A 14,095-nucleotide genomic window follows, 5' to 3' on the forward strand; every position below is an offset into this window, starting at 1 on the left:
ATTGCTTATGCAGACAGTGCTACACATAGTTTTACGTTTTTTAGTTTATACCTGATTCTTATAATGAGCTTACAAGCTCTTAGCGCACAAGCTGGCTGCCTAAGGCTTCATCACCCAACCAATCGCCTAGAGGATGTTCGCCCTTAGCATAAGGGTTTACAAAGTGCTGATGTATATATTCCTGCCCTTCGGTGCTTAGACACTCTGCTAATGAGCGCGACCATTGTGGGTTGCGATCTTTGTCAATTAGTAGCGCACGTACGCCTTCTTTAAAGTCAGGATTGGCCGCACAATGTACCGCTACGTTGGCCTCTAAATACAGAACCTGCTCTAGCGATAAGTCCGTGACTTTATGATAAAGCGCGTAGGTTAAAGCGACAGTAACTGGGCAACCTTGACGGTACGTATCTACTGCCCGCTGCGTCCAGCTATCTTTAGCAAAGTCTGTATCTAGCTTTGCCAGCGCTTCGTCACTTTGTAAAAGTGCATCGATATCACCCAGTCCACCGCTGTTCATCAACTGCTGTATAGGTTTCCAATATGTCGCAAGCTTACTTGCAGGCAATTCTGCTACTGGCTGTGCTGCCAGTGCACGGCTAACGATACTATGAGCGCTATTGTTGTGACATTTATCGGTGCTACTTGCTGCCACTTGCCAATCGCTCTGTTTTAAACTTTGTATGATGGCATCATAATCACTACTGGCAACGGCATACTCTGCAAGATTAGATAATAAAGCGTCATTGCCGTTACACATCGCACCTGTTAACCCTAAGAACAAACCTGTTTTAGCTGGCATGCGCTGTAAAAACCAACTGCCAGAGGCATCAGGGAACAGTCCAATAGTCACTTCTGGCATCGCAAAGCGGGTGCGCTCAGTGACCAAACGATGACTACAACCTGCCATCAAGCCCATGCCGCCCCCCATAATAATACCGTCACCCCAGAGTATTAATGGCTTTGGATAAAAATGCATCTGCCGATAAAGACGGTATTCATGACCAAAAAACTCTGTCGCATAAGGGTTGGGAAGCGGCGCACTGGTAGACATACTGTCATACAGCTTACGAATATCACCGCCAGCACAAAACGCCTTGTCGCCTGCTCCTTTTAATACCAATGCCACTATCTGATCGTCATTTTGCCACTGCTCTAGCTGCTGGGCTAATAACTCACACATCTCAACACTGAGTGCATTGAGAGATTTGGGCGTGTTTAACGTCATTATTCCAATAAGATGACCACACTCTGTCGGCTCAGTATCGAACAATACTGGCGCTTCTTGTGTGATGTTTTCTACGGAATTTTGATTATTAGTATCGTCCGTCGCTGTCGTCGCTGCTGTCATAAAAGTAACCTAAAAATTAAAAGGAAAGATATTAACGCTAAGTCTGATTCAATTTGGCTTATTTAATTTGACTTATTTATTTTGCCAAGTGGGTTTACGCTTTTCTAAAAACGCTTGCACGCCTTCGCGCTGATCGTTGGTGTCGAACAACTTAACAAAAGCTTCACGCTCATGGATAAGGTTTTGGGCAGGCGGGGTGTTTCTGGCGGCTTGGATAAGCTGTTTAGAGTAACTGACGGCAACAGGAGATTGCTTAGCGACTTTTTGCGCTAATGCTTGCGCCGCTAGTAAACCGCCACCTTTTGCCGTGACTTCTTCGACTAAGCCAATGCGTAATGCAGTATCGGCATCGACGCGCTCGCCGCACAATATCATACGTTTCGCCCAACCTTCACCAACCAATAAAGGCAGATTCTGCGTACCGCCCGCGCATGGCAATAAGCCCACGCCGGTCTCCGGTAAGGCCATCTGTGCATGCGCTTCTGCGATACGGATATCACAGGCCAGCGCGCACTCAAGTCCACCGCCCATCGCATAACCATTGATAACCGCGATACTCACACCGCGATACGCTGATAGCGCTTCAAACGCTTCACCAAAAGCGATTGCCATGCTGATTGCTTGGCCTTTATCACCGTCTGAGAAATTGTTTAAATCCGCACCTGCTGAAAAGAACTTCTCACCATCGCCATGAATAATTAAGGCGTAAACGTCATCATTGGCATTGAGGTCAGTGACCAGCTGTTTGAGCGCTGGTAGACTGTCCATCGTCCAAGTATGGGCTGGTGGGTTATTCAGTGTTACGGTAGCAATGTGACCGTCAATTGATAACTTGAGATTGGTATAATCCGTCATAAATAATCCTTTATTTTATCTGAATTTGGTACGATTTATTGGTTAAGCGCTAGGTAAAATAGCTATAGAAAACCATAGCGAACTTAAAATACCGTGATAAAAATATTGCCATAAAAAAGTTGCGTACTACGATTAACGCAATTGACTCAATGCATCATCTTGCATAAGCTGACGCGAGACAATCACTCGCATAATCTCATTGGTGCCTTCCAAAATCTGATGGACACGCAAGTCTCGCACATGGCGCTCAAGCGGGTACTCATTTAGATAACCATAGCCACCATGTAGCTGTAAGGCTTCATTGGCAACATCGAAACAAAGATCAGTGGAGAGACGCTTTGCCATCGCACAGTAGGTAGAAGCTTGCCCATCATTGTTATCGACTTTATTAGCCGCTAGATAAAGCATTTGACGCGCGGTAATGGTTTGGGTGAGCATATCAGCAAGCTTAAACTGTACGGACTGTAAGCTTGCAATCGGGCTACCAAACTGGCTGCGCTCTTGCACGTAATTGGTCGCGGTCTCTAGCGCTGACTGCGCCGTACCTACCGCACAGATACCAATATTGATACGACCGCCATCTAAGCCTTTCATCGCAATGCGAAAACCTTGGCCTTCCTCGCCGATGAGATTTTCAGCGGGTACTTTGACATCTTTAAAACTAATGGTGCGCGTCGGCTGCGCTTTCCAGCCCATTTTATGCTCGTTTTTACCGTATTCGATGCCGGCGCTGTCAGCGTCTACCACAAATGCTGAAACCCCTTTTGGCCCTGCACCGCCTGTACGTGCCATGACCACTAAGACGTCAGTCGAGCCTGCGCCCGAGATAAAGGTTTTTTCGCCATTGAGTACATAATGGTCGCCTTGTTTATCGGCTTTGGTGCGTAATGAGGCAGCATCAGAACCGGCGTTTGGCTCAGTTAAGCAATAGCTGCCAAGCCATTCACCACTGACCATATTGGGTAAATACTTTTTGCACAAGGCATCACTACCATACTCACCGATCATCCAGCCCGCCATGTTATGAATACTCATATACGCGGCGACTGCCGTATCACCCCATGCCAGCTCTTCAAACACCATGGCAGAGTCTAAGCGTGGTAGCCCTAAACCATCATATTCTGGGTTGGTATACAGCCCCAAAAAGCCAAGCTCGCCTGATTTCTTAATCACATCGACTGGGAAATGTGAGGTACGATCCCATTCAGCCGCATTCGGCTTTAGCTCTTTTTGGGCAAACTGCCGAGCGGTTTGGCGAAAGGCAATTTGGTCTTCGGTCAATGAGAAATCCATAGGGTCATCCTTGTGCTTGCATAGCAAATATGGTGAAGAAAGTTTAGTAAGTCATCAGTTCAATATCGTTATACAGTATAGCAGCGACAAAACGACAATCATAAATCATGCTTTGTTAAAAACATACTGAGTAAGATTGTCGCTATGTTGTTGAGATGCTGCCAATATAGTGGATTAACGATTACATTGAAATAGTGGTATTCACGCCGCGGCTTGCCTCATCATCAAACCAGCGTGCAGTAACCGTCTTGGTCTGGGTGTAGAATTGTACCGCCTGCTTACCATAAGGACCGAGATCACCAAGTTTACTAGCACGCGAGCCTGAGAACGAGAACATCGGTAGTGGCACAGGAATTGGTAAGTTAATACCGATTTGACCGACTTGCACATCCTGTTGGAATTTATGTGCGGCCGCTCCTGACTGAGTGAATATCGCCGTACCATTACCATGTGGGTTGGCATTCAATAGCTCAATCGCTTCATCAAGGTCAGCTGCACGCATGATACACAGAACAGGCCCAAAGATTTCTTGCTGATAAATTTGCATATCAGCGGTGACGTTATCAAAGATAGTTGGTCCTACAAAGTTGCCTTTCTCAAAGCCTTCAACCGTGATACCGCGACCATCAAGAAGTAGACTAGCACCCTCTTCTACCCCTGTACCAATCAGATGCTCAACACGGGCTTTTGCGGCAGGAGAAATCAGTGGGCCTAAATCTTTGTCGTCTTTACCTGCTGAAACCACCAAACCTTCTGCTTTGGCTTTGATATCGTCAATCCATTCACCTGCTGCACCGACTAGCACCACGACTGACAGTGCCATACAACGTTGACCGGCAGCACCAAAGGCGGCACCCGCTAACTGATTGAGTGTTTGCTCTTTATTGGCATCAGGTAGGATAACGCCATGGTTTTTGGCACCCATCATACACTGGGCACGTTTGCCAGATTTACTAGCACGCTCATAAACATGCTTGCCGACGTTGGTTGAGCCAACGAACGAAACCGCTTTGATGTCTGGATGATCACAAATAGCATCAACTGTCGCCTTGCCACCATGCACCACGTTGAGCACACCTTCAGGGACGCCCGCTTCTACTGCCAGCTCAATCAAACGCATGGTGACCATTGGGTCTTGCTCAGAAGGTTTTAGAATGAATGTGTTACCCGTGGCAATCGCCATTGGGAACATCCATAGTGGAATCATCGCTGGGAAGTTAAACGGGGTGATACCAGCACAGACGCCAAGTGGCTGCCAGATACTATAGGTATCAACGCCTGAGGCGACGTTTTCAACGAAGTCGCCGATTTGCAGATTGGCAATACCTGCTGCATGTTCGACGACTTCTAGACCACGGAATACATCACCGCGAGCGTCAGCGATAGTCTTGCCCTGCTCTGCTGTCAGGGTTTCTGCCAGCTCATCCATATGCTCACGTATGAGCGCTTGATACCTTAAGAAGATACGCGCACGAGTAGTGATTGGCGTTTTGCGCCACGTCTGAAATGCTGTTTGGGCGGCAGCGACGGCTTGATTGATTTCATCGTCAGTGGTTTGCGGGACTTTAGCGATGACTTCTTGCGTGGCAGGATCGGTGATATCAATCCATTCGCTGGTATTAGAATCAACAAATTGACCATTGATGAGCTGCTGAACGTGGTGCATAAGATATCCTTATCTTGTTTGCCGGACTACCGTGTCACGGTGTCTTAGTGTGCATAAAAAAGATTAAAAACAATAAGTTTTCATTAACCAATTAATAAATTTAAAATGATTTATTTCGTATCGTTATTGACTATAACAATAAAACAATTTTAGGGTCAAGTGCTTTATCAAACTTTTATCTAAGAAGTTATGACTCTTTAAACTCTCTAACGCTTAAAAACGAAAAAGCCCATGATTGTGCATGGGCTTCTTCGGTATCAAAGGTGGCTGGTTTTTTTCAATTGATACGCCATTAGATTAATAATCTTTCATAGACTGTTTAATGGCGTCAATGGCGGTTGGATTATCAAGGGTAGACATATCGCCCGTAGGATTATCTTCTGCCAATGCGCGAATAGCACGGCGCAAGATTTTGCCGGAGCGCGTCTTTGGTAGTGCTTGCGGGAAATAAATCGCCGCCGGTCTTGCGATACCGCCAAGGGATTTGACCACAGCACCAATGACCTGCTGCTCAATACGGAAACGGTTTTCTGTTGTTGCCACTTGCTCATGATCCTTTAGTACACAAAAAGCAATCGGCAACTCACCTTTCAACTCATCCTGAATACCCACGACCGCACACTCTGCCATCTCTGGATGGGTGCTTATCGCCTCCTCAATCTCTTGAGTGCCGATACGGTGACCCGCCACGTTAATCACATCATCCGTACGTCCTAAGATATAAAAATAGCCATCTTCGTCCGTCACCGCATAGTCTGAGGTTGAGTATTGCTTACCATCAAACAGACCAAAATAGCTGCTGATAAAGCGTTCGTCATTGCGCCATACCGTCGTGAGACAACCGGGTGGCAATGGCGCACTAATGGCTAGTAGTCCTTTTTCACCAGCAGCACAAGGTTCACCGGTCTCTTCATTGATGACATGCGCGTCATAGCCATACATGGGATAACCGGGCGAGCCCTGCTTATGCGGCTTATGATTGAATTTGGGCGTATTACTTAGAATCGGCCAGCCAGACTCTGTCTGCCAATAATGATCTAAAATCGGTACGCCTAGATGCTTGGTCAACCAATTGGCCGTTGATTCATCGAGTGGCTCACCTGCTAAAAAGAATGACTTGAGACTAGAGACATCATAGCGTGTCATCCAAGTCTCATCTTGTTTTTTAAGCATTCGTACACCGGTCGGCGCCGTAAATAGAATATTCACTTTGTTGGCCTCAACAATCCGCCACCAGATACCTGGATTTGGACGATGCGGCAAGCCTTCATACATCACGCTCGTCATACCAGCGAGCAATGGCGCATAAATCGTATAAGAGTGACCAACCGCCCAGCCGATATCTGATATCGCCCAAAAGGTCTCGCCTGCTTTGCCATCGTAGATATAATCCATCGAGGTGGTGAGTGCCACTGCGTAACCACCGGTATCCCGTTGTACACCTTTTGGCGTGCCAGTGGTGCCTGAAGTATACAGAAGATACGACGGCGTATTTGACTCTAACCATACTGGCTCAACAATCGCATTGGCTTCACAACTGATACGGCGCTGAGTGGCATAATCGACATCGATGGCTTTTGGCTCAAATGGTAGTACACCACGGTTAACGACCAATACATGCTCCGGCTTGACCGTTGCTTGCTCGACGCCTTGATTGACCAAGCTCTTGTAGTTAACGACTTTTCCACCGCGTAAACCTGCATCTACTGTGATGACCATTTTTGCCTCAGCATCATCCATACGAATGGCCAAGTTATGGGCAGCAAAGCCACCAAATACCACCGAATGTACGGCACCAATACGAGCGCAGGCTAGCATGGCATAAGCCGCTTCTAAAATCATCGGCATATAAATGATGACACGATCGCCCTTGCCGATACCGTGACGCTGTAGCACATCGGCAAAGTAATTGACTTCTTTATATAAGTCGTTATAGGTTAGACGACGCTTGGTATAGTCGGTATAAAGCTCAACGTTATTGCCCAAATCTTTAAAGGCATCGACGACAGCGGGGAATGTTTCTATCAGCTCTTGGTTTATCTCAGACGTTAGCCACACAAAGGCATCTTGCTCTGCACGTTCTGGCAAATGGCGATCGACACAGTTGTAGCAAAGATTGGTTTCACCACCGACATACCATTTAGCAAATGGTAGGTTGCTGTCATCAAGTATTTGCTCAGGTTCTTTATGCCAATAAATACGTTTGGCTTGCTCTGCCCAAAACTGCTCTCGATCATTGATTGAAGCATGATAAATATCAGCAAATTTAGGATTATTGCTTGCTTGATTAGAGGCTGATTCTGGATTGGAGACTGTTTTATTGATTGGGTCGCTCATAATGGCTGTCCTTAGCATAAACGAGATGTGAGGCAATGTGGTTTTGATAGGCACTGATAAAAACAATGTCCTGACTTAGTATTGGTCATCCTTACCCATACTAAAAAACCGATACATAATGTATCGGTTTAAAATGTAGCAGAGCTGACAATAAAGGTCAACTATTAAGCGAAAAATCCATCTGATATTTTAACTAATTCAAACAGATTATAAGTGAATGCCGTTACTGAAAATCAGAGTAGCAAACACAAATGCTCTGATAGCGCTAATCATATTTTTGAGTGGTATATGCGCTAATTATACTTCCGTTTGATTGGCATACATCTCGCGCATTACTTTCTTATCATGTTTACCTACTGAGGTTTTCGGTAATTCATCGACAAACTTAAACTGACTTGGCACACCGTATTTAGGAATGATGCCACGTTCCACTGCTTGCTCAGCAATGGCTTTGATGTCCTCCACCTTGGTGTCTTGGCAGGCAGGCTTTAGTACAACCAATGCTAGAGGACGCTCTCCCCATTGCTGGTCACGCACACCAATGACTGACACATCAGCCACTGCTGGATGTAGGGATAAGATGGTCTCAATCTCTAATGAGGATATCCACTCACCACCAGACTTAATCACGTCCTTTAAGCGGTCAGTAATTCGAATATAACCATCAGGACGTATATAGGCAATATCTTGGGTATGCATATAGCCATTTTCCCACAGCTCTTTGCCTGCATCGTCATTTTTTAGGTAACTTTGGGTCAGCCAAGGTGCTCTTAATACCAGCTCACCAGTATGGTCTTTACCAGTCCCTACCGACTTATTATTTTCACCCCATACTTGAGCATCCACCATCAGCACAGGCTTACCAGTCATACAGCGACGAGCGATGTCTTCTTCTTCAGACATTTCAGGCTCATCGAGACTAAACTCTGTTAGGCTAATGAGTGGCGCCGTCTCTGACATACCATAGCCAGTATAAACCTCGATACCTTGTGCCAGTGCCGCTTTTGCTAGGCCTTCTGTCAGTCTTGAACCACCGATAATCATTTTTAAACCATTAAAATTGGCATCACAATCTTGCGCTTCTTTGAGTACCATCTGTAATATTGTCGGCACACAATGGGTGATGCTGACTTTTTCATTGATAATCAAATCCATCAACGCATCAGGCGCATAGCGACCAGGATATACCTGTTTTAGACCAACCATCGTTGCTGTAAACGGAAAACCCCATGCATGCACATGGAACATTGGCGTCATCGGCATATAAACATCACCATAGCTCACGCCTTGCTTATCAGGCAGCATACCCAAAGTTGCCGCTTCTGCTAGTGTATGTAGCACTAGCTGACGATGGCTAAAGAAAACCCCTTTTGGATCACCTGTCGTGCCTGACGTATAAAAAGTCGTCGCGATGGTGTTTTCATCAAAATCTGGGAAATCAAATTCGCTATTAGCAGCTTCTAGTAGCGCTTCATACTCGCCTGTGACACGGCTTTGGTTACTACCAAAAATACCTTCAGCAGTGACACCATTGTCATCAAGCCAGATAATATGCTCAATACTTGAGTTCTCGAACTGATAGTCTTTAACCAATGGCGCAAACTCAGAATTGAGCATGAGCACTTTAGGCTTGGCATGGTTGATGGTATAAAGAATTTTCTCAGGCGATAGACGGATATTGACAGTCTGTAAAACGTACTCTGACATTGGCACGGCAAAATAAGACTCAAGATAGCGATGACTGTCCCAATCCATCACGGCAACCACATCACCTGCATCGAGCTTTAGGTCTGCCAATACATTGGCCAAGCGATTGATACGCTCAAACAGCTCTTTGTAAGTCAGGCGCTTTTTGTCCGCATACACAATCTCTTGATCTTGCGATACCGTTTTTGCACGGCTTAATAATTGCTTGACCAGTAGTGGATAATCGTAGGCAGATGGTGCACTGTGATAAATGTTTGACATAGAACTGACTTCCTTGTTTGTTGTACTTATAAGGGATAAATAACAATCAAGTTAATAGCAGCATAAAATCTACTGCGCTAACCATTTTAATTTTTATAATAACATCGTTATTGATAGTAAGAAAAAAGCGGCGCTGTGTAAAGCGGTCTTACATTAAGTATCATAAGATGGCCGACCAGACCTATGCTACATAATACAGCCAATCACTTTACCCGTACTGTGGTTTTAATCATTCCAAAACTGGCTATTAATAACGCCAGTACCTGCACAAATAATAACAACCATACGGTAAGAGACCACTGCCCTCGCGCATAAGCTATGCCACCCAGCCATGCTCCTAGCGTACCGCCTGTATAGTAGCCCATATAATATAGACCCGATGCTAATGAGCGGCCTTTTTTCACATTGACCGCGATATAGCTGATGGTCGCCGACTGCGTGATAAATACACCTGACGACATAATAGCCAGTCCTATAATCACCCCCCATAATGGCGTGACCAAAGTTAATAACAATCCAACCATAGATACGACGATAGCTACCCGTACTGTACGCGCTGAGCCGAACCGTCGTAGCAATGTCGTAGATAATGGCGTGATAATAACACCAAGCAGATACACTGCAAAAATATTGGCGAGCGCACCAGTACCAAGCTCATAAGGCTTATCTGCCAAATGTAAATTGATAAAAGTGAAGCAGCCTACAAGGGAGAACAGCACGCAAGCGCCAAGCAGACATGCTGTTACCACATAGCGATTGGTGACATGCTCACCCAGCGTCTGTATCGCTGAGCGAAAATTAGGATTGGCCACAAAGTGACGAGACGATGGTAGCATCTTGCCAACCCATATTGCCCCCAATAGCGTCATCGCCGTCATCACATAGTAGCCATGACGCCAGCCAATCAGCTCATGTAAATGCCCTAACAAGAACCGACCCATAAAGCCGCCAAGCACGCATCCTGACACATAAAAGGACATCAGCTCAGTCATCGCCCGGCCCTCAAACTCCTCACCGATATAGGCAATTGTCACCACCGTAATCCCCGGTACGGACAATCCTTGCATGAAGCGCCAAATTCCGACCCATTCAATGCTTGAGCTCTGAGCAATGAGCGCTGTTGGTATCGCTAAAAACAATAAAGCACCAACGATAAATGATTTGCGCCCGACTGCATCTGAGAGCATACCCAGAAATGGTGACATAATCGCAATGGCTAACACAGTGGCACCAACGATCATGCCAGCCTGTACTTCGGTCGCAGCAAAGTCCACCATCATGACTGGTAGCACCGCTTGAATAGAGTACACTTGCAAAAAAGCAAACATACCTATTAGACCAATTGTAAGCTTCAATATCCACGACGTTGAATGATTGGAGGGAGCTGGTGGCACAGCTGTTATATCTTGGATCTGATCTTTAGAATTATTCACAGGGGATCTGACTATATTGGTTATACCATGACTGCAAATAATAACCGTCACTGGCGTGGATGATAGAGAGGAATAACGGTGATTTTGCTTATGCTAAATGTATAAGCAAAATCACCGTTATTAAACGATAAATGCTCATCATAATGACAAGCAAATTATGGTAGCACATTCACTAATATACTCAGGTTTAAAAGTGTTATTGCCTCTTGATAGATTCTTTATTTGGATTCGAGATTATCGTAGAAAAACTTGACTAGGAATCACATTTCGACTTGAGACGGTGAAGACAGTTTTCGACTCACGAGGTCAAGATCAACGTTACGTTTATTGCACATACAGGATAGTATGGTTAGATGCTATTTGCGCACTTGTTAAGTACTTAACTGCTTTAACGATTGATAGCGTTGACAGTTCACAATCACTACCTGCGTCTATCTTTTTTAGCCTAGAGACGTGCACGATTACACAACCTTTTAAAATACGATTTACTATGATGAAAAATATGGTGCTTTTAAAACTTATTATCGCGATGAGTACATTGGTTTTCTCTACGATGGCTGTAGCAGAAGTAACTGCGTCCGAAACTAGGGTTGAAGGTCTTAATCCAGTCGTACCGACGTCTAACTATACAAAATCACTAGCGTCAGTAGACTGTATAAAGGATGACGATATCACTGCTACTGAGCTCACTAAAACACGCGATAACGGTCCGTTTTCTGTCAGTACCAAGCACGTGAGTCGCCAATCAGCCAATGGCTTTGGTGGCGGTACCATACATTATCCAACGGATGCTGCTAACTGTGGTCTGCTAGGTGGTATCGCGGTGGTGCCAGGTTACGTGTCTTATGAGTCTTCTATCAAATGGTGGGGACCGCGTTTGGCCTCTTGGGGATTTGTTGTTCTCACTATCAATACCAACTACCCTACTGACAATCCCGATAGTAGAGCCATGCAACTGAGTGCTGCACTAGACCATCTCTTACTCGATAGTACAGTGGGTAACCTGGTAGACCAAGATAAATTGGGCGTTATTGGCTGGTCAATGGGCGGCGGCGGTGCGCTTAAACTGACCACTGATCGCAGTAATGTTCGCGCTGTCATTGCGCAAACCCCTTATCACGATACTGGTTACGCTAGTATGAACACGCCTGTTCTATTCATTGCCTGTGAAAATGATCGCATAGCGCCCAATAATAAATTTACCAATACTTTTTATGACAAAGCCGCTGGACCCAAGATGAAAGTCGAAATCAAAAATGGCAGTCACTTCTGTGCAAGTTATCGCTTTAACGAGATACTCCTTAGTAAGCCTGGTATCGCATGGATGCAGCGCTATATGAATAACGATACTCGCTTTGATACATTTTTATGTAGCCATCAGAACTATAGCGACAGCCCTCGCATATCGGCTTATGATTATAAAAACTGCATGTAGCGGCGTTTTTGAAATTGCATGACATCAATAACATTCCTATAAATAATCGCTGTCAAATTTACACATCTACATTGCTTATATCTAATTTATTACAGACTTTGCAAGCTCGAATAACCATAATCATCAGGTATTGGCTATTTATTAGCATTATTAATTAAGGTGTGCCCTTACTCTGAACATCAAACTTTAAGTGGGCTAAACACACCTCATTTTTTATTGCAGTTTGGCTGCAATTCATCTCATTTTTATCACCATTTTCAAAATGAGGGTACACCCTAAAAAACTCAGAAACAACTATTAAGGATAAGTATAAATGTCAGATAAAATTCATGATTTAGGTGCAGGATTTTGGAATATACGCGGCTCATTCCGTCTAGGCGGTGTGCTCGATATCGGCACTCAGTGCTCGCTTGTACGACTCGAGTCAGGCAAGTTTATTTTTTTAGACAGCTATGAGCTCACAGGTGAAGTGCGCGATGAGATTATGGCATTGACCAATAACGGAAAAGATGTCGAAGCCGTCCTGAATGTGCACCCGTTTCACACTATCAGCTGTGCGCAAATGGCAAAAGATTTCCCACAAGCGACTTTTTATGGCAGCAGCCGTCATCATAAACAAGTCTCAGAAGTGCAATGGGCAGATGACTTAGTCGAGAGTGAAGCGGTAGCTCAGCGCTACCCTGAGCTCAAGTTCTCTATGTCAGAAGGTATTCATTATATCTCGCCCAATGAGATGATTCATGCCGGTTCTTTGTTGGCCTATCATCCTGCTAGCAAGAGCCTACACGTTGATGATACCTTTATGAGTCCACCGATGAAGCTGCTAGAAGTGGTACTTCCTGAGCTGATACTACACCCTACCACTAAGAAAGCACTGAAAAATGAGCCGAACGCCGGTAAAGAATACTGTGATTGGGCGACGAAAATAGCGCAAGATTGGGATGTTCGCAACTTTTGTGCCGCACACTCTTACTTAGTCAAATTTGAAGAAGGCGAGTTTAAAAAGGCACTATTGAAAGCCATTAATAAGGTACGCCCAAAGCTAGAAAACGCTTAATTTAGGGCCTTTCTTGACGTGGTTTTGGACGTAGAATGCAAGTTGAAAAAAGGAGCTTCCAGATGGTAGCTCCCTTTTTTTGTAATACTATTCTTTAATCCGCTGTTGAAGCCATTAGCGAAACATAAGACATTAGCGAAACATAAGACATTAGTGGAACAATAGCGTTGCCAGTTCGTCTTCATTCTTAATAATATCTGCCAAGGTATATTTTTCAAGGACAGTAATAAATGCCGTTAATGCCTCAAAAAACACACCCTTGAGTTGGCATACTGGTGTAATCACACAGCCGACAGATTTATCGGCTTCTTCATTGATAAGGGTGATTGGCAAACCTGTCGAACGTGGCTCTCTATCATCACTGCTGACTGGCGTGGCAAAGCACTCGACCAAATCAAAATCAGGCTCTATCTGTTTAATCAATACACCCAAATTAATGTCTTTAGGCGCGTAAGCCAGCCGAATACCGCCGTTCTTACCGCGCACACTCTCTATATAACCAAGCTGACCTAATTGATGAATAATCTTGGTCAAATGACTTTTGGATATATTATAGCTGCTAGCGATATCACTGATATTGGCAAGCACTTGTGGCTCTGGCCTTACTGCTAAGTAAATCAACGAGCGCAGTGCATAATCACTATAATTGGTCAGTCGCATAAATTTGCGCCCCTGTTTCATTCAAATTATTTAAAGACTTATC

General features: G+C 44.9%; 10 protein-coding genes. 2 read left to right on the top strand and 8 right to left on the bottom strand.

The window, feature by feature from the left end; translation table 11 throughout:
• Positions 1–79 precede the first annotated feature (79 nt).
• The 7 genes from QL919_RS09290 to QL919_RS09320 all read right to left on the bottom strand — a co-directional run bounded on the left by QL919_RS09290 (position 80) and on the right by QL919_RS09320 (position 10,825).
• The gene (locus tag QL919_RS09290; RefSeq protein WP_290189266.1) at positions 80–1,348 is read right to left on the bottom strand and encodes an enoyl-CoA hydratase/isomerase family protein; all 1,269 of its coding nucleotides are present in this window, start codon (positions 1,346–1,348) and stop codon (positions 80–82) included.
• Between the two features lie 72 nt (positions 1,349–1,420).
• Complete coding sequence (locus QL919_RS09295; protein ID WP_290189267.1) at positions 1,421–2,203, bottom strand: enoyl-CoA hydratase; 783 nt, start codon at positions 2,201–2,203, stop codon at positions 1,421–1,423.
• A gap of 132 nt (positions 2,204–2,335) precedes the next feature.
• On the bottom strand, positions 2,336–3,496 hold the full coding sequence (locus QL919_RS09300) for an acyl-CoA dehydrogenase family protein (RefSeq protein WP_290189268.1): 1,161 nt from the start codon (positions 3,494–3,496) through the stop codon (positions 2,336–2,338).
• 181 nt (positions 3,497–3,677) lie between these two features.
• The gene (locus QL919_RS09305) at positions 3,678–5,162 is read right to left on the bottom strand and encodes a CoA-acylating methylmalonate-semialdehyde dehydrogenase (RefSeq protein WP_290189269.1); all 1,485 of its coding nucleotides are present in this window, start codon (positions 5,160–5,162) and stop codon (positions 3,678–3,680) included.
• A 297-nt stretch (positions 5,163–5,459) separates the two neighbouring features.
• The gene (locus QL919_RS09310) at positions 5,460–7,499 is read right to left on the bottom strand and encodes a propionate--CoA ligase (RefSeq protein WP_290189270.1); all 2,040 of its coding nucleotides are present in this window, start codon (positions 7,497–7,499) and stop codon (positions 5,460–5,462) included.
• A 297-nt stretch (positions 7,500–7,796) separates the two neighbouring features.
• A complete protein-coding gene (locus QL919_RS09315; RefSeq protein WP_290189271.1) occupies positions 7,797–9,467 on the bottom strand; it encodes a fatty acid--CoA ligase in 1,671 nt (556 codons plus the stop codon).
• 203 nt (positions 9,468–9,670) lie between these two features.
• A complete protein-coding gene (locus QL919_RS09320; RefSeq protein WP_290189297.1) occupies positions 9,671–10,825 on the bottom strand; it encodes an MFS transporter in 1,155 nt (384 codons plus the stop codon).
• A gap of 565 nt (positions 10,826–11,390) precedes the next feature.
• On the opposite strand from QL919_RS09320, the gene QL919_RS09325 reads away from it, so the two are divergent.
• Together QL919_RS09325 and QL919_RS09330 are read left to right on the top strand one after the other, a co-directional pair.
• Complete coding sequence (locus QL919_RS09325; protein WP_290189272.1) at positions 11,391–12,335, top strand: dienelactone hydrolase family protein; 945 nt, start codon at positions 11,391–11,393, stop codon at positions 12,333–12,335.
• A gap of 313 nt (positions 12,336–12,648) precedes the next feature.
• Entirely contained in the window at positions 12,649–13,392 is a 744-nt protein-coding gene (locus QL919_RS09330) for a hypothetical protein (RefSeq protein WP_290189273.1), read from the top strand.
• A gap of 150 nt (positions 13,393–13,542) precedes the next feature.
• On the opposite strand, the gene QL919_RS09335 is transcribed toward QL919_RS09330, so the two are convergent.
• Positions 13,543–14,052, bottom strand: a complete 510-nt coding sequence (locus tag QL919_RS09335; RefSeq protein WP_290189274.1) for an Rrf2 family transcriptional regulator — start codon at positions 14,050–14,052, stop codon at positions 13,543–13,545.
• Positions 14,053–14,095 lie beyond the last annotated feature (43 nt).

The organism is Psychrobacter sp. APC 3426, assembly GCF_030408035.1.
In the GTDB taxonomy this organism is placed as follows: Bacteria; Pseudomonadota; Gammaproteobacteria; order Pseudomonadales; family Moraxellaceae; genus Psychrobacter.